The following is a 21,102-nucleotide window of genomic DNA, read 5'->3' on the forward strand; positions in this document are numbered from 1 at the left end:
CTCAGCCCTTGATCTCGGTCCAGGCCTGCACCCACTTGGCGTACGGCACGCACTTGACGTCCGTGCGGCCGTCCAGGCACTGCTCGATGGGTGTGTTCCAGAAGGCGATGTGCTTCCAGTAGCCCTCGTCGGCGGCGTGGTAGGTGGCGCAGAAGTTCTTGTCGCTGGTGTCTGCGCAGGCCTTGGAGTTGGCGGGGGCCTCGCCGAAGTACTCGGCGACCTGGGCGTTGACCTTCGGCGAGATGATCCAGTTCATCCACTGGTAGGCACAGTTGGGGTGCTTGGCCTTGGCGTAGATCATCCAGGTGTCGGACCAGCCGGTGGAGCCCTCCTTCGGCACGAACGCCTTGACCTTGGCGCCCTCGGAGGCGGCGAGGTTGGCGATGACCTGCCAGGTGGTGCCGACCACGGAGTCGCCGCTCTTGAAGGCGGAGACCTCCTTGAGGTAGTCGCTCCAGTACTCGCCGACGTCCGCGTTCTGCTTCTTCAGCAGGGCCACGGCCGCGTCGAACTGCTTCTGGTCCAGCGCGTAGGGATCCTTGATCTTCAACTCGGGCCTGGTGGCCTTGAGATACAGCGCCGCGTCGGCGATGTAGATCGGGGAGTCGTACGCGGTGACGTGGCCCTTGTATGCGGCGGCGTCGTCGAAGACCGCGGACCAGGAGGTGGGTGCGGGCGTGACCTTCTGCGTGTTGTACATCAGCAGGTTGGCGCCGCGTCCGTGCGGGATGCCGTACATCGTGCCCTTGACGGAGTTCCAGCTGCCGTTCTTCAGGCCGCTGAAGACGTCCTTGTAGTTCGGTACGAGCTCGGTGTTGACCGGGGCCGCGTCGCCGGAGGCGATCAGGCGCAGGGAGGCGTCGCCGGAGGCGGAGACGGCGTCGTACTCGCCGGTCTTCATCAGCTTGACCATCTCGTCGGAGCTGGCGGCGACCTTGGAGTGGACCTGGCAGCCGGTCTGCTTCTGGAAGTCGGTGACCCAGTCGACCTTGGGATCGTTGGAGCCGTTCTCGACGTAGCCGGCCCAGGCGATCAGGTTGACCTGGCCCTCGGATGTGCCGAGCTTCGTCGGCGCCTTGAGGTCGGGCGGGTTGAGGCCGGTGGCGGAGGAACCGCCGCCGGAGGAGCCGCAGGCGGTGGCGGCGAGGAGGAGTGCGGTGGCGGCGGCCGCTGCCTGGAGGGTTCGGGTGAGGCGCACGACGTTCTCCATACGTTGGGGGGATCAGTCGGGAACGTGGACGGTGTGACGGCGGTGCCAGGTGAGGCGGACCCGGGTGCCGCGGTAGGCGGCGACGTCCTCGGCGGAGGTCTCCAGGTTCTGCTGGAGCGCGGTGAGGCGGCCGCCGGCGTCGAGGTCGACCAGGAAGCGGGTGGTGTCGCCGAGGTAGACGACCTCGGCGACGGTGCCCGTGGCCGTGGCGTGCTCGGGTTCGTCGACGATGGCGGCCTCCTTCAGGACGCGGATCTTCTCCGGCCGGATGCTGTGGGTGCCGCCGGTGCCGAGGACTCGTCGGGCGGCGTCGTCCCGGAGCAGGTTGGAGGTGCCGACGAAGGAGGCGACGAACGAGGTGGCGGGGCGTTCGTAGATCTCGGCGGGGGTGCCGACCTGTTCGAGGCGTCCCTGGTGGAAGACGGCGATGCGGTCGCTCATCGTCAGGGCCTCCTCCTGGTCGTGGGTGACGAAGACGAAGGTGATGCCGACCTCGCGCTGGAGCGCCTTGAGTTCCAGCTGCATCTGCTCGCGCAGTTTGAGGTCGAGGGCGCCGAGCGGCTCGTCGAGCAGGAGCAGGCGGGGGCGGCCGACGAGGGCGCGGGCGAGGGCGACCCGTTGCCGCTGTCCGCCGGAGAGCTGGGCGGGGCGGCGCCTTCCGTGTCCGTCCAGGCGGACCTCGGCCAGTGCCTTGCGGGCCCGCACCAGCCGTTCGGCCTTGGGCACCTTGCGGATCTTCAGGGCGTAGGCGACGTTCTGCTCGACGGTCATGTGCGGGAAGAGGGCGTAGTCCTGGAAGACGGTGTGGACGTCCCGTTCGAAGGGCGCGAGCCCGGTGACGTCCTGCCCGGCGAGTTCGACGCGGCCCTCGGTGGGGGTCTCGAAGCCGGCGATCAGCCGCAGGACGGTGGTCTTTCCGGAGCCGGAGGGACCGAGCATGGAGAAGAACTCCCCGTCCCGGATCTCCAGATCGACCCCGGCCACCGCGGTCGTCTCCCCGAACGTCTTGCGCAGAGCCTGCAGCCGGACCGCAATCCCCTCCATGCGGGAACCTTTCTGGCGCTCACGAACGTTGCTCGGAAACATATGAAGTCATAGTTCAAGGTTCAAGACCGCCTCAGGGCAAAGCTTGGGTCAACGGGCAAGGTGGTGGCCGTGAAGCAACGACACGTCGGGAGCGGGGCGGGGGGCATGAGCGGCGGCGGCGCGGGCGGCCTGCGCATGGGCGTGGGCCAACGGAGCGGCCCGGGCGGCCTGCGCGCGGGCGTGGGCGAAGCCGGCGTCCGCAGGGCCGTGTTCGCTCCGGTGGAGAGGCGGGCGCGGGTGGACGCGGTGGTCCGCCGGATCGGTGACGCCATCGAACTCGGTCTGCTCGCCGACGGGGAGCAGCTGCCCGGCGAGAGCGAACTGGCCGGGCAGCTCGGGGTGTCCACGATGACCTTGCGGGAGGCGCTGATGGCGCTGCGGCAGCAGGGGCTGGTGACCACCCGGCGCGGACGCGGCGGCGGCAGTTTCGTCTCGCTGCCCGGCCGGCCCGGTCAGGCTCGGCTGAAGACCCGGCTGCGCGGCTGGAGCACCGAGGAGCTGCGCGACCTCGGCGACCACTGGGCCGCGCTGTCGGGCGCGGCGGCCCGGCTCGCGGCGGACCGCACGGAACCTGAGGATCTGCGTCAACTGAGCCGCTCGATCGACGAGTTCATGGGCGCGGCCGACACGGCGGCGCGCAGCCGTGTCTACGGACGCTTCCACGTGGAGCTGGCGGCGGCCGCGCAGTCGGCCCGGCTCACCCGGGAACAGGTCGCGTTGCAGACCGAGGTGGGCGCGCTGCTGTGTCTGGTGCTCGGGGACGCCGAATATCGTGAAGAAGTCGCAGACCGGCACCGCGCCGTCGTCCTGGCCGTGCAGGATGGGGCCCGTGACTCGGCCCGTACGCTGGCCGAGCGGTGCGTGGAGGAGTCGGCGGCGCGGCTCGTCGCCCTGCGGCTCTCGTTGTAGGGCCTGGCGCGAAAGCCCCGGCGCCCGCCCGAAAGGGTGGGGCGGGCGGGACTTCGGCGGCGGGGCCCTGGCCGCACCGCGTCTGGTCCTGTCCGCTGGAGGGCGCCATGAGCACGATCCCGGCACTCGCCGGAGCGCCGGCCGCGACGCACGGCGCGGGTGCGGCCGAGCGCGCCGCCGAAGGCGTCGCCGCGCGGGTGGGCCGCGCCCTGGAGGCGGTCTTCGAGGCGGTCGCCGAGACCGCGGCCGAGACGGAGGCGCTGCTGACGCGGGTGGCCGCGGAGGGGCGCCGGCCGGCGACCGCCGATCTGGCCGCGCTGCGGCCGGGGCTGCATCTGCGGCTGTCGCGCGAGGAGTTGGCTTCGGGGGTCGGCTTCATCGCCGAGCCGGGGCTGCTGAGCGACGTACCGGCGTGGCTGGAGTGGTGGCAGAGCACCGGTGAGGGTGACGTACGGCCGCTGCTGCTCGACCTCGATCCAGGGCGGTCGGCGTACGCGGACTACACGCACTGGGACTGGTTCGCGCTGCCTCGCGACACCGGGCGACGGGCGGTGGCCGGGCCCTACGTCGACTATCTGTGCTCCGACGAGTACAGCCTGACGCTGTCGGCGCCGGTCGAGGTGGCGGGCCGCTTCGCCGGAGTGGCGGCGGCCGACGTGTACCTGCGCCACTTCGAGACGGCGGTGCTGCCCCTGCTGCGGGAGTTGCCCGGGCCCGCGTACCTGGTGAATGCCCGGGGCCGGGTGGCCGTCTCCGCCGACCCGGCACATTTGGCCGGATCCCTCACCCGGGGGCCCGACTTCGCCGCAGTCCTGGAGCGGGCGCGCCCCGCCGCCCGGGGTGAGGTGAGGCTGGTGCCGTGCCGTCCTGTGCCCCTGGTCCTCGTGATGGGCGCAGGCCTCGGGTCCGCGGCGAGCGGGGAGGCGGCGAGGGAGGTGGCAGGCCGAGGGGCGAGCTCGGCGCCGTCGGCGACCTGAACGCCGACGGTGCCGGCTCAGGACTCGGGCGTGGGCACCACGCTGAGGTGCCCCGCCGTGCGGCGGGTGGTGCGCGGCCTGCGCGGGGCCGGGGCGGGGCGGCGCGGATCGCGGAGCACCATGGTGAGCCGGGTGTAGCCCAGCTCCCGCAGTGTGTCCGGGGCCTCCTCGACGATCCGGCAGTCGGTGGCGCCCCAGCGCGGGTCGGGGTGCAGCAGCGGCCGGACGGCGCCGTCGGACCGGGCGGCCGCCTCGCCGACCGTGCGGATCCAGTGCGGCAGCCCCTGCCGGTAGGCGGCCTCCATGAGCGGGTCCTGGGCGATGTCCCGGCGGATGGCCTGGAGGCCGTGGTCGGGGCCGCAGCGCTCCATGGTGGCCGCGAAGTTCGCCAGCATCGGCAGGCACCAGCGGAACTCGTGGTCGCCGAGGACCGTGCCCGCGTCCGGGTGGAAGAGCACGAAGCGCAGGAAGTTGTCGCTCGGCATGGCCGTCGGGTGCGGGCCCACACCCCTGAAGAGCGAGGTGAAGGCGCCGTTGGTCAGGACGACGTCCCAGCGGTGGTCGACGACGAGGGAGGGAAAGGAGACGGCCTCCAGAAGCGTGGCGTAGTCCTGCAGGTAGGCCTGCGCCTCGGGACTGACGGGGACGGGCCGCGGCGCCGGCCGCTGCCCTCCTGCCTGAAATGCCATCGGGAGGTCACCCCTCTTGCCTCTGCGGCCTTCACGCGGCGACCCGATCCTGCTGGTCGGACGCGAGCCGTGTCAACTATCGTGGCATTTCATGCCGGTTGACGGCTGAAATTGGCCACAGTTGTGGCGAGACCTGGATGCGAGTTCGAACGACGGGCTACTCTCCGGGAAGTTCACGGCACCCCGCCTTGTGAGAAGCCTGTGAGAGACGTAGGAGATCTGTCGGTGACGGACGGCATCGAGGATCCGGGCGCCACGGCGTCGGCTGTGCTGCCGGCGGTCGTCGCACGCGTCACCGCGCTCGCCGACCGGCTCGGCGTACCCCAGGCGGAGGTCTTCGACGTCGGCCGCCTGTCCGTGGCCTGCGGCGTGCCCGAGCCCGTGGTCAGGGCCCTGCTGAGCGGGCGGCCCGCGGGCGAGCCGGATGTGCAGGCCCGGTTCCTGCAGCGGCTTGACCTGCTGCGCCGCACACGGCTCAAACCGAACGGGCGCCGCTACACCCAGCAGGAGATCGCGGACGGCGCGGGCATGTCCCGGCAGCAGGCCGGCGCCCTCATCAACGGCGACCGGCGCCCCACCATGGAGCACTGCGACGCCATCCAGCGCTTCTTCCGCGTGCACGCCGGATTCCTCACCGCCGAGGACCCCGAGGCGCTCGCGGGCGCCCTGCAGCGCACCGAGCAGGAGCTGCTGCAACGGCTCGCCGACCGGGAGCGGGAGGCGGAGGCGGCCGCGGACGACCCGCTGGAGCGGCTGCTGCAGAACCACGGGGTGCGCGGCATCGCCTGGCGCGCGGCACAACTCCCCACCGACCAGCACCGGGACAAGGTGGCCGAGTGGCTGGACATGCTGCTGGAGAGCGTCAAGCGGCCCGAGTCGTGACGCCGTAGGCGGTGCAGCCGGGGACGATCACCGGCGGTGTCCCCCACCTCACGGGGCGGCACACCTGGCACCCGTGGTCCCTGACTCCGCCGCCCGCCCGTGCCCTCCTGCCTGCGCCGGGCGGGCGAACCGGGGCGAAGCGCGGGGGCGTTGTCAGTGGTGGGCGGCAAGCTGGAGGGTGTGCCGCCGCTGTGCGGGGGCGCCCGTGCCGTCCGGGGGACCGGGCGCGCGCGACCGTGTGACGCCGAAACCGGGGAGAGCGACCCATGCCCACCGCCGTACTGACCGACCGTGAGCGCGCCGCCGTCCAGGCCTACCTGCGGCTGCTGCACACCGTGCGCGCCGCCCTCGACGGCCCCCCGGCCTCCGGCCGGCCACCGCTCGTCCCGCCGTCCGTCCTCGCCGAGGCGGACCAGGCCCTGACCCGGGCCGGGCTGACGGGCAACGAGGAGGCGTTCTTCCAGCTCCTGCACGACTGCAACCCACGGGCATGACATCAACGCCCGGCCGGGTGCCGCCGCACGCGACGAGACCGCCGCCCACGCGCCCGGACCCACCCGCACCCGGCCGGGCCCGCCCCGCTTCGCCCGTGCGCCGAGGCATCCCGACGGCCGGCGGCGCCCCGCCGGTCGAGGGCATCGCCCCCGTCAGGGATGTGGCACCGTCACCGATGTGGCGACCAGGTCCGGGCCTGTGGTCCAGTGGCCGTCGAAGTGGGTGAGGCGGTGGCCGTTCAGCAGGGGGCCCGGGACGAGGAGTTCGGCGCGGAAGCGGCCGGTGCGTGGGGTGTCCGGATCCGGGAGGATCTCGATGTCCGCCCCCGTGAAGTCGAGCCACTGGCCGGTCAGCGGGAACCACGCCTTGTAGACGGACTCCTTCGCGCTGAACAGCAGCCGGTCCCAGTGGACGCCGGGGTGCCGCTCCGCCAGGTCGGCGAGCCGGCGTCGCTCGGCGGGCAGGGCGACGGCGTCCAGGACCTCCCCGGGAAGCCGCGCATGGGGTTCGGCGTCGATGCCGAGCGAGGCGAGGTCGCCGACCCGCACCAGCGCGGCGGCGCAGTAGCCGTCGCAGTGGGTCATGCTGCCGACCAGGCCCTCCGGCCAGCGCGGGGCGCCCCGCTCGCCGGGCAGGACGGGCTGCGGCGGGACGCCGAGCTTCTCCATGGCGCGCCGGGCGCACCCCCGCACCGCGGCGAACTCGCGCCGGCGCTTGTCCACCGCCCGCGCCATGACCGCCTGCTCCTCCGGAAACAGCGGGGCGTCGCCGCTCCCGTCGTCGCCGTACGCCTCCACGGCCACCACCGTGTCCGGGAGCAGCTCATCGATCACCGGTAGCGTCCTCCGTCGGCAGTATGCGGCGCGGTCTGCCCGGCGGCTCCGAGCGCCGTCGCCACTCACGGGGGTATCCCACCGACACCTCCTCGAAGCGGACACCCTCCTGCCAAGTGGTCCGCGGGATGTGGAGATGTCCGTAGACCATCGCGGCCACACGGAACCTGCGGTGCCAGTCGGCGGTCAGCGTGGTGCCGCACCACATGGCGAACTCCGGGTACCACAGCACGTCCGTCGGGTGCCGGTGCAGCGGGTAGTGGTTGACGAGCACGGTGGGCAGGTCGTCCGGGAGTTCGGCGAGCCTGCGCTCGGTCTCGGCGACCCGGGCCCGGCACCACGCCTCACGGCTGGGGTACGGGTCGGGGTGCAGCAGGTACTCGTCGTTGCAGACGATGCCGGTGCGGTGCGCGTAGGCGAGCCCCTCCTCCCGGGTGGTGCAGCCGGGCGGCAGGAAGGAGTAGTCGTAGAGAAGGAAGAGCGGCGCCACAGCCACGGGGCCGCCGGGGCCCTCCCAGACCGGGTAGGGGTCCTCGGGCGTGGTCACGCCCAGTTCGCGGCACAGCTCGACCAGGTGCTCGTAGCGGGCGACGCCGCGCAGCGCGACCGTGTCGCGGGGGTGCGTCCACAGCTCGTGGTTGCCGGGCACCCACAGGACCTTGCGGAAGCGGCTCGCCAGGGTCTTCAGGGCCCAGCGGACGTCGGTGACGGTCTCGGCGACGTCCCCCGCCACGATCAGCCAGTCGTCGTCCGAGTCGGGTGCCATCCGCTCGACGAGGGCGCGGTTCTCGCTGTAGCCGATGTGCAGGTCGCTGATGGCGAGCAGCCGTCCGGCCCCGCCGACCGTCCCGGTCACCTCTTGCCCCCTGTCGCACACACGTTGGTCATCACGAGAACACACCCGGTACCACCAGGACAAGGACATCCCGGGCCACCGCCGCCACGTGTCCGAATCCGTCACATGCACGTGACACGCCACGGCCGGGAAAAGCCGTATGATCGCCCCAACACCACCGCCGACAGGCTCCCCTCCCGCCGGGCGGTTCGGTGTCCCTCCTTCCCCTCTGGCCGGGCACGGCCTGCTTCGCCCTGCCCGCGAACCCGAAAGGCGGCCCGCATGATCTCTCGCGTACGCGTCTGGCTCAACCGCACGTACGCGGAGAACGTGTTCTTCATCGATCAGCTGCGCAGAAATCCCTGCGACCGGGCCGTCGAGATCCATGCCACGCACGGCGACCCGGACTCCCCCGTGCTGGCCGCCGCCGACACCGCCGAGCTCGAGCCGGAGGGCCTGTCCCCGGCCGCGTACGCCGAGTACGCCCTCGACCAGTGCGCGCGACGCGGCATCGACGTGTTCGTGCCCCGGCTGCACCAGGCCGCGATCGTGGCGCACCGCGCCGAGTTCGAGGCGGCCGGTACGGCGCTGCTCGCGCCGACCCCGCAGGCGGTGGCCGTCTTCGAGGACAAGGCGACGGCGTACGAGGCGGTCGGGGCGATCGGCGTGCCGGTGCCGCCCTGGCGGCGGGCGCACACCGCGGACGAACTCCTCGCTGCCGTGGAGGAGTTGGAGGCGGCCGGGCACCAGGCGTGCTTCAAGCCGGCGTCCGGCGCCGGCGGGACGGGCTTCCGCGTCATCACCCGGACCCCGTTCTCGCTCACGCATCTGAGTGGTTTCCCGGGCCCGTACGTCCCTCTCGACCTGGTCCTGGGGGCCCTGGCGCGCGCGGAGGAGCCGGTCGACTGGCTGGTGATGCCGCGCCTGGGGCAGCCGGAGGTGTCGGTCGACTGCCTGACGGGCCCGGACAACCGGATCCGTATGGCCCTGGGGCGCACCAAGAACGGCCGGCGCCGGGGTTTCACCCTGCACGAGCAGTGGCTGGAACCGGCCCGGCGGATCGCGGAGGGGTTCGGGCTGCACTATCTGTCCAACATCCAGTTCCGGATGTACGGCGAGCGACCGGTGCTGATGGACGTCAACACACGCCCGGCGGGCGGACTGCACCAGCTGTCGCTCTGCGGGGTCAACGCCCCCTGGGCGGCCGTACGGTTGGCGCTCGGCGAGGACCCCGGCGAGCTTCTGCCCCCGTTCCTGGGGCAGGACTACACGGTGGTGTCCGGGCCGCGTCCGCTCCGGCCGGTGGCGCTTCCGCGGCAGCGGACGGAGGAGGCGGGGCCGCTGCTGCCGGGAGTACCGGCGCCGGGCGGTGCCGTCACGGCGGCGGAGGCGCTGCCGCTCTAGGGGTGTCTCGTCGATCAGACCGGATCAGGGAGCGGTGGCTGGTGGTGGGGGCACCTCCCACGCCGTTCAGGCAGTGGGGGAACATCGCAAGGCGCAGGAGGGAGTCGATGCGGAGCATCGGCGACCGACGACAACGCCGCGAGGTGCGGTGCCAGGCGCCGCGAGCCCGGCATGATCGGCGAGACACCCCCTAGCTCGATGTCCCACCTGTGCGGCGGCCGGCTCGGATTTTTTTCTGCGGGTTTTTCTGTCCGGGGTGTATCAAGGCCCGCCCCGACGACTCTCAAGGATGAGGGCGCGACGGGAACACGGGGGACGCCCGAGGGGGAGCGACGGGGGATCACGGGGGGTCGGGGCGGCCGGTCGCCGTACGGGGGAGCGACCGGCCGCCCCGACGCATGTCATGGCTCGCGGCTCCTCGAGATGCGCCGGGCCGGCGCTCCCAGAGACACCGCGGGCCGCGGCTACTTGAGGTACGCCAGGCCGGGGTGGACCCCCATGTAGTCCTCGACCAGCCCGCGGGCCACGTTCACCGAGTCGACCAGCGGGTGCAGCGCGAAGGCCTTCACCGCCGTCTCCCGGGAACCTGACTCGGCGGCGGCGAGCACCTCGCGCTCGACCGCCTTGACCGCGCAGACCAGGCCGGTGGCGTGGCCGGGCAGCGGCTCGACCGACACCGGGTGCGCGCCGCCCGCGTCGACCAGGCAGGGGACCTCGACGACGGCCTCGGAGTCCAGCGCCGACAGGGTGCCGCGATTGCGGACGTTGAGGATCAGCGTGGTGCGCTCGTCGCGGGCGATGGCCCGCATCAGGGCCAGAGCCACCTTCTCGTAGCCGCCCGAGAGGTCTTCGGCCTCCCGCTCCCCCGCGCCGGCCGTCCGGCGGTTCTCGGCCATGTAGGTGGCCTCGCGCTCGTGGCGGGTGCGGTTCCAGGTGTCGAGCGCCGGGGCGCCGGGGTCCCGCAACTCCTCGTAGAAGCGGGCCTGCTGGTGGTGGAGGAACGCGCCGCGGGTCTGCTCGGCCTGCCGGTAGGCGCGCACGGTCTCGCGGTTGAAGTAGTAGTAGTGCAGGTACTCGTTGGGGATCGCGCCCAGCGAGCGCAGCCAGTCCGCGCCGAACAGGCGGCCCTCCTCGAAGGAGCCGAGCATGGCGGGGTCGGCGAGCAGACGCGGCAGCTGGTCGCGGCCGGCGACGCGCAGCCCCCGCACCCAGCCGAGGTGGTTGAGGCCCGCGTAGTCGATCCACGCCGTGCCCGGGTCCACACCGAGTGCGCGGGCGATACGGCGGCCGAGGCCCACCGGCGAGTCGCAGATGCCGATGACACGGTCGCCCAGGTGGCGGGACATGGCCTCGGTGACCAGTCCGGCCGGGTTGGTGAAGTTGATGAGCCAGGCGTCGGGCGCGAGACGGGCCACCCGGCGGGCGATGTCGACGGCGACGGGCACCGTGCGCAGGCCGTAGGCGATGCCGCCGGCGCCGACGGTCTCCTGGCCGAGCACACCGTGGGCGAGCGCCACCCGTTCGTCCTGGGCGCGGCCCTCCAGACCGCCCACGCGGATCGCGGAGAACACGAAGTCGGCGCCGCGCAGCGCCTCGTCCAGGTCGGTCGTGGCGCGGACCCCGGGCGCGTCCGGCACCCCGGCGGCCTGTTCGGCGAGCACCCGGCTCACCGCGTTCAGCCGGCCGGCGTCGAGGTCGTGCAGGACGACCTCGGTGACCCGGCCCTCGGCACGGTCGCCCAGCAGTGCCCCGTACACGAGCGGCACCCTGAATCCGCCGCCGCCCAGAATCGTCAGCCTCACCCTCGCACCCTTCCCGACACCGCCGCCTCGCCCCCTCCCGGAACCCTACTGTTCACCTGCGACGCCTCCCGACAACGGTGACGGACGGCCCGCCCCATGGTTCCATTCGAACGCCATCCTCACCTTCGTCGATTCGGCAGGTACCTGATGAGACGTCAACTCTTCGTCCTGGCCGCCTTAGGCGCGGCCGTCACCCTCGGTGCGGCCACGTCGCCGGCGTCGGCGGCCACGCCGGTCTGGCAGGAGACGGGCACGGCGTACGTCGACTCGCTCGGCGGCGGGCAGGGGCTCGCCAGCCGCGCGGACGGCTCGCTGCTGCACCGCGGGCTCGGCTCGATCCCGCTGGACCTGCGCATCAAGGGCTGGAACCACGTCGGGGACCCGGACATCGCACAGGGATACGTGTTCGACGCCTACCAGGGCTCGGACACCGCAACGTCCAAGATGTTCGCGGTGACCACCCCGTCCGGCAAGCGCTACGAGTACGTCCACACGCTCGACGCGGGCGAGAAGCTGAACAACTCCTTCGCCTCCGTCTCGCCGGACGGCCAGTGGCTGGTGTCGGGCGAGTGGGGCGACCAGAACCGGCTCCAGGTCTTTCCGGCTCCCCTGCTCAACGCGGCCACCCCGCGCACGGGCGGTGCGCTGCCACAGACCCCGCAGATCACGCTCGACAAGCCCGTACGCGACATCCAGGGCTGCGACTTCGTCAACGACACCCGGCTGGTGTGCGCCTCGGACGACGGCTCGAAGGAACTCTTCCCCGAGGACCGGCCGCTGCTCCAGGTGGACCTGACGCACCGGCTGGACGGCGGCCCCGTCACCGGCCATGTCACCAGCCTGTTCGCACTGCCGCAGCGCAGCGTGTGCAGTGGCACGTTCGAGGCCGAGGGCGTGGACTACGACGCGGCACGCGGCACCCTGCGCGCCGAGGTCGTCCCACCGGGCGTGTGCCAGGTGGCGACGACCGTCTACACCTATCGCCTGCAGTAGGCGACCGCTCTCGCCGTCCCGGCCACGCGTGCTTCCTCCGCGTGGCCGGGCACGGGCACATCAGGCTCCGGCGGGGGCCGCCCCAGTGCGCCGGCCGCCACCACCGGACCCCGGGACAACCCGGAAATCTCCGCCTTCATCACCTGAACTCCCGTGCCCGCGAAGGACTTTCCTTGCTTTAACTCTTGACGACCGGGGTGCCCGGGAGCACATTGGCGGCGCGCACCGCCTGAGAGCGCTCTCAGAACTCTCCGATCCCACCACTCCGTACCGAGAGGCACCCCCCATGAGTGAATCCTCCGGCACATCCGCCGGCATACGTGCCGGCGCCCACCGCAGACGGCGCTCCGTGCGGCGGGCGCTCGTCGCGGTCCTCGGCACGCTGGGCCTGGCGGCGGCCGCGGCGACCGTCGCGACACTGCCCGCGAACGCCTCCGCCCCCACGCCCCCGTCGGGCTGGTCGCAGGTCTTCCTCGACGACTTCAACGGCTCCGCCGGCTCCGGTGTCGACACGGCCAACTGGCTGTACGACACGGGCACCTCGTATCCGGGCGGCGCCGCCAACTGGGGCACCGGCGAGGTCGAGTCGATGACCTCCTCCACCAGCAACGTCTCGCTCGACGGCAACGGCAACCTGCTCATCACCCCGCGCCGGGACGCCTCCGGCCACTGGACCTCGGGCCGCATCGAGACCACCCGCACCGACTTCCAGCCGCCGGCCGGCGGCAAGCTGCGCGTGCAGGCCCGGATCCAGATGCCGAACGTCACCGGCGCCGCGGCCAAGGGCTACTGGCCCGCCTTCTGGATGCTGGGCTCGCCCTTCCGCGGCAACTACCAGAACTGGCCGGGCGTCGGCGAGCTGGACGTCATGGAGAACGTCCAGGGCCTGAACACCGACTGGGCGACCATGCACTGCGGCACCAACCCGGGCGGCCCCTGCAACGAGACGTCCGGCATCGGCGGTTCCACCTCCTGCGCCGGCACCACCTGCCAGGCCGGCTTCCACACCTACGCGATGGAGTGGGACCGGTCGACCAGCCCCGAGGAGATCCGCTTCTACCTCGACGGCGTCAACTTCCACACCGTGAAGGCCAATCAGGTCGACGCGACGACCTGGGCGAACGCCACCAACCACGGCTACTTCATCATCCTGAACGTGGCCATGGGCGGCGGCTTCCCCGGCGCGTTCGGCGGCGGCCCGGACGGCGGCACCGAGCCCGGCCACCCGATGGTGGTGGACTACGTCCAGGTGCTCCAGTCCTCGGGCGGCGGGGGCGGCACCACTCCCCCGCCCTCCGGCAACCGCGACGCCTACAGCCCCGTACAGGCCGAGTCCTACGACGGCCAGAGCGGCGTGAACATCGAGTCCACCACGGACAGCGGCGGCGGCCAGGACATCGGGTCGATCGCGAACGGCGACTGGGCGCTCTACAAGGGCGTCAACTTCGGCTCGACGGCGGCGAAGCAGTTCTACGCCCGGGTCGCGAGCGGCGCTGCGGGCGGGGTCAGCGGGCTGGTCGAGGTGCGTCTGGACAGCCGTACCAGCACCCCGGTCGGCAGCTTCGCGTTGGCCAACACCGGCGGCTGGCAGTCCTGGCGGACGGTCCCGGCGAACATCTCCGCGGTGACCGGCACCCACGACGTCTATCTCACCTTCACGAGCGGCCAGCCGGCGGACTTCGTGAACGTCAACTGGTTCGACTTCGGCCACTGACCGTCACTCCGGCACCCAGGGGCCTCACGCGCGCGTGAGGCCCCTCCCCTTTGCGCGCGGCCCTGTACGGCTCACCCCCGTGCGCGCGGCCCCGTGCGTTCAGCGCAGCTCCGCCCGGAAGGCCACCGGTGTCTGCCCCGTGCGCAGCTGGAAGAACTTCGAGAAGTTGGCGGCGTCGGCGAAGCCGACGGCCGCGCCCACCCGGCCGATCGGCAGGTCGGTGTGGGCGAGCAGGCGCTTGGCCTCCAGGACGACACGTTTGTCGATGAATCCCTTGGGGGTCTCGCCGGTGGCGGCGCGGACCGCGCGGACGAGGGTGCGGCGGGAGTAGCCGAGGGCGTCGGCGTAGGCGCTGACGCTGTGGTTGGTGGTGAACCCCTGCTCGACCGCCTCGCGGAACAGGGTGAAGGTGGTGTCCGCCTGGTCCCGGGCCGCCTGGGCGGAGCTGGCCGCGAGATGGGCCAGGCGCAGCAGGAACGCGGTGAGCGAGTGGCGCAGCACCGCGGTGTGCAGGCTCAGCGGAAGGGTCTCGGTGTCCTCGTACTCGCGGCGCAACTGGGCGAGCGAGGCGGTCAGGGCGGCGCGTTGGGCCTCGTCGGGGCGGAGCAGGGGCGGCAGGTCGTAGCGGTACAGGCCGGTGGCCTCGACCGTGGCGCGGGGCAGGAAGCCGGGCTGCATGGTCAGGACGGTTCCGCGGTACTCGCTCGCACGGGAGAAGCGATGGACCTGTCCGGGGCGGATCCACAGCACGTCGCCGGCCGCGGCCTCGTACTCGGCGAAGTCGATCATGTGCCGCACGGGGCCGTCGCTGAACAGCATGACCACGTGGAAGTCGATGCGGTGGACGCGGTGGAGAGGAGCCTCGGCGTGCCAGGTGTGCCCGGTGCCCATGGGACCTATCTGCAGCCCGACTCCGAGCAGGCTGAGGTCGACGGGGAAGGGGAAGGTCCTGATTCCCTCTCCGTCGCCGTGCCCGGCGACCGGACCGTCCTGGGTGGTTGCGTCCGCCATGTCCTTCTCGTACCGCCTTCGTCGCCCGCCGCGCGGTCTCGCCCGGCAGGTCGTGTCCCACTTTCACCACAGCCTGACACGAACAGACCTTCCATGGAAAAAGTCAGACTTTTAAGTTCGAACGCGTCCGGCTACCAATCCTGCTTCTTTCGAGGACTTCTTGAAAATGAGCGAGCAGACAACCGACCGCTTCGAGTGGACGGAGCTCGACCGGCGTGCCGTCGACACCGCCCGCCTGTTGGCCGCCGACGCCGTGCAGAAGGTGGGCAACGGCCACCCCGGCACGGCGATGAGCCTGGCCCCGGCCGCCTACACGATCTTTCAGAAGGTGATGCGTCACGATCCGGCCGACCCCGAGTGGACCGGCCGTGACCGCTTCGTCCTCTCCCCCGGCCACACCTCGCTCACCCTGTACACGCAGCTCTACCTCGCCGGGTACGAGCTGGAGCTGGACGATCTGAAGGCCTTCCGCACCTGGGGCTCCAAGACCCCCGGTCACCCCGAGTACGGGCACACGGCCGGCGTCGAGACCACCACCGGTCCGCTCGGCCAGGGGGTCGCCATGGCGGTCGGCATGGCGATGGCCGCCCGCTACGAGCGGGGCCTGTTCGACCCGGACGCCCCCGAGGGCACCTCCCCCTTCGACCACACCGTCTGGGCGATCGTCTCCGACGGCGACCTGGAGGAGGGCGTCTCCGCGGAGGCCTCCTCGCTGGCCGGTCACCAGAAGCTCGGCAACCTGGTATTCCTCTACGATGACAACCACATCTCCATCGAGGGCGACACCGCCACCGCCTTCTCCGAGGACGTACTGGGGCGCTACGAGGCCTACGGCTGGCACACCCAGCGCATCGAGCCGGACGAGAACGGCGACATCGACGTGCACGCCCTGTACGCAGCGCTGACGGCGGCGAAGGCCGAGACCGGCCGCCCCTCGATCATCGCGATGCGCACCATCATCGCCTGGCCAGCCCCTAACGCACAGGACACCGAGGCCGCGCACGGCTCGGCGCTGGGCGAGGAGGAGGTCGCCGCCACCAAGCGCGTCCTGGGCTTCGACCCCGAGCGGTCCTTCCAGGTGGACGACGACGTGCTCGCCCACACCCGCAGGGCCCTGGACCGGGGCGCCGAGGCGCACGCGGCCTGGGACAAGCGGCTCGGCCAGTGGCGCGCCGGCCAGGTCGAGCGGGCCGAGCTCTTCGACCGGATCGTGGCCGGGCAGCTGCCCGAGGGCTGGGAGGACGCCGTCCCGGTCTTCGAGGCCGGCAAGTCGCTCGCCACCCGCGCGGCCTCCGGCAAGGTGCTCCAGGCGCTCGGCGCGGTCCTGCCCGAGCTGTGGGGCGGCTCCGCGGACCTGGCCGGCTCCAACAACACCACCATCGACAAGACCTCCTCCTTCCTGCCGAAGGGCAACCCGCTGCCGGAGGCCGACCCGTACGGCCGGACGATCCACTTCGGCATCCGCGAGTTCTCCATGGCCGCGGAGATGAACGGCATCGCCCTGCACGGCAACACCCGGATCTACGGCGGCACCTTCCTGGTGTTCTCCGACTACATGCGCAACGCGGTGCGCATGGCCGCGCTGATGCAGCTGCCGGTGACGTACGTCTGGACGCACGACTCCATCGGCCTGGGCGAGGACGGCCCCACCCACCAGCCGGTCGAGCACCTGGCCTCGCTGCGCGCGATCCCCGGCCTGAACATCGTCCGCCCGGCCGACGCCAACGAGACCGCCATCGCCTGGACCGAGATCCTCAAGCGGCACGCCACCCGTCCGGCCCCGCACGGGCTCGTGCTCACCCGCCAGGGCGTGCCCACGTACGCACCGAACCCGGACGCGGCCAAGGGGGGATACATCCTTCACGAGGCATCCACCGGGAGCCCGGACGTGGTGATCGTCGCCACCGGGTCCGAGGTGCAGCTCGCCGTGGCCGCGCGGGAGCTGCTCGAGGCGGAGGGGACCGGCACGCGAGTGGTCTCGATGCCGTCCGTGGAGTGGTTCGAGGAGCAGCCGCGCGAGTACCGCGAGCAGGTGCTGCCGCCGTCGGTGCGGGCGCGCGTGGCCGTGGAGGCCGGCATCGGCCTGACGTGGTACCGCTACGTAGGTGACGCAGGACGCGTCGTCTCCCTCGAACACTTCGGTGCCTCCGCCGATGCCGCGACCCTGTTCGCCGAATTCGGCTTCACCCCCGAGAACGTCGCCGCCGCGGCCCGCGCATCGCTGGCCGCCGCGCGCGCCTGATCCGAACGCAACAAGGAAGATGATCACTGTGAGCGAAGCAACCGCGACCGCCGGAGCGCTCGAGCGCCTGTCCGAAGAGGGCGTGTCGATCTGGCTGGACGACCTGTCGCGGCGGCGGATCGAGTCGGGGAACCTCGCCGGGCTCGTCGAGACCCGGCACGTCGTGGGCGTCACCACCAATCCGTCGATCTTCCAGGCCGCCATCGGCTCCGGGGAGGGCTACGAGGAGCAGCTCGCCGACCTGGCGGTGCGTGGCGTCACGGTCGACGAGGCCGTACGGATGATGACCACCGCCGACGTGCGCGCCGCCGCCGACGTGCTGCGGCCGGTGTACGAGGCGACCGGCGGACGGGACGGCCGGGTCTCGATCGAGGTCGACCCGCGGCTGGCCCACGACACGGCGGCGACCGTCGCCGAGGCCCGGCAGCTGGCCTGGCTGGTGGACCGGCCCAATGTAATGATCAAGATTCCGGCCACCCGGGCGGGCCTGCCGGCGATCACCGAGGTGGTCGGAGCGGGTATCAGTGTCAACGTGACGCTGATCTTCTCCCTGGAGCGCTACCGCGAGGTCATGGACGCCTACCTCGCCGGTCTGGAGAAGGCGCGCGCCGCGGACCTGGACCTGTCGCGGATCCACTCCGTCGCCTCCTTCTTCGTCTCCCGGGTCGACAGCGAGATCGACAAGCGGCTGACCCTGCTGGGCAGCGACGAGGCCCTGGCACTGAAGGGCCGGGCGGCCCTCGCGAACGCCCGGCTGGCCTACGCCGAGTACGAGCAGGTGTTCGGTTCCGCTGACGGTTCGACCGCGCCCGGTGAGCGCTTCGCCGCGCTGGCGGGCGCCGCAGCGAACAGGCAGCGTCCCCTGTGGGCGTCGACCGGGGTGAAGGATCCGGCATACAAGGACACCCTGTATGTGGACGAACTGGTCGCGCCCGGCACGGTCAACACCATGCCGGAGGGCACGCTGAACGCCACCGCCGACCACGGCGCGATCACCGGTGACACGGTGACCGGCGGCTATGCGCGGGCCCGCGCCGATCTGGCGGCGGTCGAACGGCTGGGGATCTCCTACGACGAGGTCGTGCAGCAGCTCGAGGACGAGGGCGTCGCCAAGTTCGAGGCGGCCTGGCAGGACCTGCTGGACGCGGTCACGAAGTCGCTGGACAGCAAGGGAGTTGACGCGGAATGAGCAAGAAGCCCGCCGAGCCGGCGGCGCCGGACGTGACCGTGGGCCGCGCCCCGGACGCCGCCGCAGAGCCCAAGGCGACGGCCCCCGGGGCGGCGCGGCCGGACGCCGCGCCCTCCCAGGCCGCGCCGTCCGATGTACGTGTGCCCGTCGCGCCGTCCGCCGACTGGGTGAATCCGCTGCGTGATCCACTGGACCGCCGGCTGCCGCGGATCGCGGGCCCGTCCGGCCTCGTGATCTTCGGCGTCACCGGCGACCTGTCCCGCAAGAAGCTGATGCCGGCCGTGTACGACCTGGCCAACCGGGGCCTGCTGCCACCGGGCTTCTCGCTGGTCGGCTTCGCCCGCCGCGACTGGGAGAACCAGGACTTCGCCCAGGTGGTGTACGAGGCGGTCAAGGAGCACGCGCGCACGCCCTTCCGCGAGGAGGTCTGGCACCAGCTGACCGAGGGCATGCGGTTCATCCCCGGTGACTTCGACGACGACACGGCGTTCAAGCAGCTGAAGGCGGCCGTCGAGGAGCTGGACGGCTCCCGCGGCACGGGCGGCAACTTCGCCTTCTACCTCTCCGTACCGCCGAAGTTCTTCCCCAAGGTCGTGCAGCAGCTCAAGAAGCACGGGCTGGCGGAGGGGCCGAAGGGGTCGTGGCGGCGCGCCGTCATCGAAAAGCCGTTCGGCCACGATCTGGCCAGCGCCCGGGAGCTGAACCGGATCGTGCACGACGTGTTCGACCCGGAGCAGGTCTTCCGCATCGACCACTACCTGGGCAAGGAGACCGTCCAGAACATCCTGGCGCTGCGCTTCGCCAACCAGATGTACGAGCCGATCTGGAACCGGTCGTATGTGGACCATGTGCAGATCACCATGGCCGAGGACATCGGCATCGGCGGTCGGGCGGGCTACTACGACGGGATCGGCGCCGCCCGGGACGTCATCCAGAACCACCTGCTGCAGCTGATGGCGCTCACCGCGATGGAGGAACCGATCGCGTTCGACGCCGAGGCGCTGCTGACCGAGAAGCTGAAGGTGCTGAAGTCGGTGCGGCTGCCCGAGGACCTGGGCTCCCACACCGTGCGGGGCCAGTACACCGAGGGCTGGCAGGGCGGCGCGAAGGTCCCCGGCTACCTCCAGGAGGAGGGGATCAACCCGCAGTCGAAGACCGACACCTACGCGGCGATCAAGCTGGGGATCGACAACCGCCGCTGGGCGGGCGTCCCGTTCTATCTGCGCACCGGCAAGCGGCTGGGCCGGCGGGTCACCGAGATCGCGGTGGTGTTCAAGCGGGCCCCGCACTCCCCCTTCGACTCCACGGCCACCGAGGAGCTGGGCGAGAACGCGATCGTGATCCGCGTCCAGCCGGACGAGGGCATGACGGTCCGCTTCGGCTCCAAGGTGCCGGGAACCTCGATGGAGATCCGGGACGTCACGATGGACTTCGCCTACGGCGAGTCCTTCACCGAGTCCAGCCCGGAGGCCTACGAGCGCCTCATCCTGGACGTGCTCCTGGGTGACGCCAACCTGTTCCCCCGCCACCAGGAAGTGGAAGAGTCCTGGAAGATCCTCGACCCGATCGAGGCCTACTGGGACGAGAACGGCACGCCCGCCCGGTACCGGTCGGGGACGTGGGGTCCGCGGGAGGCCGACGAGATGCTCGCACGAGACGGACGGAGCTGGCGCAGGCCATGAAGATCGACCTGACCGAGACCACCGCAAGCAAGATCAACAAGGCGCTGGTGCAGGGCCGCCGCGCCATCGGCACACCCGCCGTGGGCATGGTCCTGACGATGGTCATCGTCACGGACGAGGAGAACGCCTACGACTCGATCAAGGCCGCCGAGGACGCCTCGCACGAGCACCCCATGCGGACCCTGGTCGTCATCAAGCGGCACGCCCGCACCCTGCGCGACCGCACCCACTCCCGGCTCGACGCCGAGGTCCGGGTCGGCTCCGAGGCCGGCACCGGCGAGACGGTGGTGCTGCGCCTGTACGGCGAGGTGTCCGACCACGCCGACTCGGTGGTCCTGCCCCTGCTGCTCCCGGACGCGCCGGTCGTCGTCTGGTGGCCGGTGGACGCGCCGGACGACCTCGCCGAGGACCCGCTGGGCACGCTGGCCCAGCGCAGGATCACCGACCTGTACGCCTTCGAGCGCCCGCTGGAGGTCCTGCAGACCAGGGCGGACCACTACGCCCCCGGCGACACCGACCTCGCCTGGACCCGGCTCACCCTGTGGCGCTCGATGCTCGCCGCCGCCCTGGACCAGGCCCGCGTGGCGGTGACCTCGGCGACCGTGGAGGCCGAGGCGGACAACCCGAGCGCGGAGCTGCTGGCCCGCTGGCTGGAGGCGCGGCTCGGGGTCAAGGCCGAGCGTGCGCACAGCGCCGGCCCGTTCGTGACCTGCGTACGCCTGGGCACCGCGGACGGCGAGATCACCATCGACCGGCCCGAGGGCCCGCTGGCCACGCTGTCCCTGCCGGGCCAGCCGCCGCGCACCCTCGCCCTCAAGGTCCGCCCCACCTCCGAACTCATCGCCGAGGAGCTGCGCCGCCTCGACGCCGACGACATGTACGCCGTGGCCCTGCGGGGCGCCGGCATCAAGGAGACCGTCTGACATGCCCGACACCCCCGAGCTCACCCGGCGGCCGGAGTGGACCGCCCTGGAGGACCACCGCGCGGGCTCGCAGCCGCATCTGCGGGAGCTGTTCGCGGCGGACCCCTCCCGCGCGGAGCGCTACACGGTGCGCGTCGGCGATCTGCGCATCGACTACTCCAAGAACCTGGTCACCGACGAGACCCTGCGGCTGCTGCGGGAGCTGGCCGCCGCCACCGGCGTGTCC

Annotated in this window: 18 protein-coding genes and 1 pseudogene; 12 read left to right on the forward strand and 7 right to left on the reverse strand. The window is 71.9% G+C overall.

All coding sequences use genetic code 11. The annotated features are described in order from the left end of the window. Nucleotide 1: 1 nt before the first annotated feature. Both IE318_RS30715 and IE318_RS30720 read right to left on the reverse strand, forming a co-directional pair. Nucleotides 2-1,198, reverse strand: a complete 1,197-nt coding sequence (locus IE318_RS30715) for an ABC transporter substrate-binding protein (protein WP_030183625.1) — start codon at nt 1,196-1,198, stop codon at nt 2-4. 24 nt (nt 1,199-1,222) lie between these two features. Continuing rightward, nucleotides 1,223-2,254, reverse strand: coding sequence for an ABC transporter ATP-binding protein (locus IE318_RS30720; protein ID WP_030183623.1), 1,032 nt, complete (start codon nt 2,252-2,254; stop codon nt 1,223-1,225). Between the two features lie 177 nt (nt 2,255-2,431). On the opposite strand from IE318_RS30720, the gene IE318_RS30725 reads away from it, so the two are divergent. Then, complete coding sequence (locus IE318_RS30725) at nt 2,432-3,205, forward strand: FadR/GntR family transcriptional regulator (protein ID WP_189905604.1); 774 nt, start codon at nt 2,432-2,434, stop codon at nt 3,203-3,205. A 107-nt stretch (nt 3,206-3,312) separates the two neighbouring features. Next, nucleotides 3,313-4,182, forward strand: coding sequence for a cache domain-containing protein (locus tag IE318_RS30730; protein WP_229903839.1), 870 nt, complete (start codon nt 3,313-3,315; stop codon nt 4,180-4,182). Between the two features lie 17 nt (nt 4,183-4,199). Here the strand turns inward: IE318_RS30730 and IE318_RS30735 are convergent, their stop codons facing one another. Then, a complete protein-coding gene (locus IE318_RS30735) occupies nt 4,200-4,871 on the reverse strand; it encodes an MmyB family transcriptional regulator (RefSeq protein WP_189905575.1) in 672 nt (223 codons plus the stop codon). A 225-nt stretch (nt 4,872-5,096) separates the two neighbouring features. On the opposite strand from IE318_RS30735, the gene IE318_RS30740 reads away from it, so the two are divergent. Further along, nucleotides 5,097-5,753, forward strand: coding sequence for a helix-turn-helix domain-containing protein (locus IE318_RS30740; protein WP_030183615.1), 657 nt, complete (start codon nt 5,097-5,099; stop codon nt 5,751-5,753). Nucleotides 5,754-6,019: 266 nt separating this feature from the next. Further along, nucleotides 6,020-6,247 carry a hypothetical protein gene (locus IE318_RS30745; RefSeq protein ID WP_030183610.1) on the forward strand — a complete coding sequence of 76 codons (228 nt, stop codon included), beginning with the start codon at nt 6,020-6,022 and terminating at the stop codon, nt 6,245-6,247. 153 nt (nt 6,248-6,400) lie between these two features. On the opposite strand, the gene IE318_RS30750 is transcribed toward IE318_RS30745, so the two are convergent. Next, nucleotides 6,401-7,081: a 4'-phosphopantetheinyl transferase family protein gene (locus IE318_RS30750; protein WP_189905578.1), complete on the reverse strand. Its 681-nt coding sequence runs from the start codon at nt 7,079-7,081 to the stop codon at nt 6,401-6,403. Beyond that, entirely contained in the window at nt 7,071-7,937 is an 867-nt protein-coding gene (locus tag IE318_RS30755) for a metallophosphoesterase family protein (RefSeq protein ID WP_189905580.1), read from the reverse strand. Before IE318_RS30755 ends, IE318_RS30750 begins: the two co-directional genes overlap by 11 nt. Nucleotides 7,938-8,198: 261 nt before the next feature. On the opposite strand from IE318_RS30755, the gene IE318_RS30760 reads away from it, so the two are divergent. Further along, the gene (locus IE318_RS30760) at nt 8,199-9,320 is read left to right on the forward strand and encodes an ATP-grasp domain-containing protein (protein WP_189905582.1); all 1,122 of its coding nucleotides are present in this window, start codon (nt 8,199-8,201) and stop codon (nt 9,318-9,320) included. 464 nt (nt 9,321-9,784) lie between these two features. On the opposite strand, the gene IE318_RS30765 is transcribed toward IE318_RS30760, so the two are convergent. Beyond that, entirely contained in the window at nt 9,785-11,122 is a 1,338-nt protein-coding gene (locus IE318_RS30765; protein WP_189905584.1) for a 6-phospho-beta-glucosidase, read from the reverse strand. A 147-nt stretch (nt 11,123-11,269) separates the two neighbouring features. Between IE318_RS30765 and IE318_RS30770 the strand changes: the two genes are divergently transcribed. Both IE318_RS30770 and IE318_RS30775 read left to right on the forward strand, forming a co-directional pair. Beyond that, nucleotides 11,270-12,115: a hypothetical protein gene (locus tag IE318_RS30770; protein ID WP_189905586.1), complete on the forward strand. Its 846-nt coding sequence runs from the start codon at nt 11,270-11,272 to the stop codon at nt 12,113-12,115. Nucleotides 12,116-12,401: 286 nt separating this feature from the next. Then, the gene (locus IE318_RS30775; protein ID WP_189905588.1) at nt 12,402-13,829 is read left to right on the forward strand and encodes a glycoside hydrolase family 16 protein; all 1,428 of its coding nucleotides are present in this window, start codon (nt 12,402-12,404) and stop codon (nt 13,827-13,829) included. 99 nt (nt 13,830-13,928) lie between these two features. On the opposite strand, the gene IE318_RS30780 is transcribed toward IE318_RS30775, so the two are convergent. Beyond that, entirely contained in the window at nt 13,929-14,840 is a 912-nt protein-coding gene (locus IE318_RS30780) for a helix-turn-helix domain-containing protein (protein WP_030183591.1), read from the reverse strand. Nucleotides 14,841-15,006: 166 nt separating this feature from the next. Here IE318_RS30780 and tkt point away from each other — a divergent pair, with 166 nt between their 5' ends. The 5 genes and pseudogenes from tkt to IE318_RS30805 form a co-directional block, all read left to right on the forward strand. Beyond that, on the forward strand, nt 15,007-17,082 hold the full coding sequence (gene tkt / locus IE318_RS30785; protein WP_189905590.1) for a transketolase: 2,076 nt from the start codon (nt 15,007-15,009) through the stop codon (nt 17,080-17,082). 19 nt (nt 17,083-17,101) lie between these two features. After that, nucleotides 17,102-18,271: a transaldolase gene (gene tal / locus IE318_RS30790; RefSeq protein WP_189905592.1), complete on the forward strand. Its 1,170-nt coding sequence runs from the start codon at nt 17,102-17,104 to the stop codon at nt 18,269-18,271. Then, nucleotides 18,268-19,953, forward strand: a complete 1,686-nt coding sequence (gene zwf, locus IE318_RS30795; protein WP_189905594.1) for a glucose-6-phosphate dehydrogenase — start codon at nt 18,268-18,270, stop codon at nt 19,951-19,953. The genes tal and zwf overlap by 4 nt, the downstream gene beginning before the upstream one ends. Continuing rightward, nucleotides 19,950-20,876: a glucose-6-phosphate dehydrogenase assembly protein OpcA gene (opcA, locus tag IE318_RS30800; RefSeq protein WP_189905596.1), complete on the forward strand. Its 927-nt coding sequence runs from the start codon at nt 19,950-19,952 to the stop codon at nt 20,874-20,876. Before zwf ends, opcA begins: the two co-directional genes overlap by 4 nt. A 1-nt stretch (nt 20,877) precedes the next feature. Further along, nucleotides 20,878-21,102 (forward strand): annotated as a pseudogene (locus tag IE318_RS30805) (glucose-6-phosphate isomerase); the annotation flags it as partial.

The sequence above is a fragment of the Streptomyces spiralis genome, from assembly GCF_014654675.1.
GTDB lineage: Bacteria > Actinomycetota > Actinomycetes > Streptomycetales > Streptomycetaceae > Streptomyces > Streptomyces spiralis.

Excerpts from the sequence above, each read along its gene's own strand:
- zwf (WP_189905594.1), top strand. The coding sequence starts at position 18,268 with ATGAGCAAGAAGCCCGCCGAGCCGGCGGCGCCGGACGTGACCGTGGGC.
- IE318_RS30725 (WP_189905604.1), top strand. The coding sequence starts at position 2,432 with ATGGGCGTGGGCCAACGGAGCGGCCCGGGCGGCCTGCGCGCGGGCGTG.
- IE318_RS30760 (WP_189905582.1), top strand. The coding sequence starts at position 8,199 with ATGATCTCTCGCGTACGCGTCTGGCTCAACCGCACGTACGCGGAGAAC.
- tkt (WP_189905590.1), top strand. The coding sequence starts at position 15,007 with ATGAGCGAGCAGACAACCGACCGCTTCGAGTGGACGGAGCTCGACCGG.
- IE318_RS30775 (WP_189905588.1), top strand. The coding sequence starts at position 12,402 with ATGAGTGAATCCTCCGGCACATCCGCCGGCATACGTGCCGGCGCCCAC.
- tal (WP_189905592.1), top strand. The coding sequence starts at position 17,102 with ATGATCACTGTGAGCGAAGCAACCGCGACCGCCGGAGCGCTCGAGCGC.
- IE318_RS30770 (WP_189905586.1), top strand. The coding sequence starts at position 11,270 with ATGAGACGTCAACTCTTCGTCCTGGCCGCCTTAGGCGCGGCCGTCACC.
- IE318_RS30780 (WP_030183591.1), bottom strand. The coding sequence starts at position 14,840 with ATGGCGGACGCAACCACCCAGGACGGTCCGGTCGCCGGGCACGGCGAC.
- opcA (WP_189905596.1), top strand. The coding sequence starts at position 19,950 with ATGAAGATCGACCTGACCGAGACCACCGCAAGCAAGATCAACAAGGCG.
- IE318_RS30730 (WP_229903839.1), top strand. The coding sequence starts at position 3,313 with ATGAGCACGATCCCGGCACTCGCCGGAGCGCCGGCCGCGACGCACGGC.
- IE318_RS30720 (WP_030183623.1), bottom strand. The coding sequence starts at position 2,254 with ATGGAGGGGATTGCGGTCCGGCTGCAGGCTCTGCGCAAGACGTTCGGG.
- IE318_RS30735 (WP_189905575.1), bottom strand. The coding sequence starts at position 4,871 with ATGGCATTTCAGGCAGGAGGGCAGCGGCCGGCGCCGCGGCCCGTCCCC.
- IE318_RS30745 (WP_030183610.1), top strand. The coding sequence starts at position 6,020 with ATGCCCACCGCCGTACTGACCGACCGTGAGCGCGCCGCCGTCCAGGCC.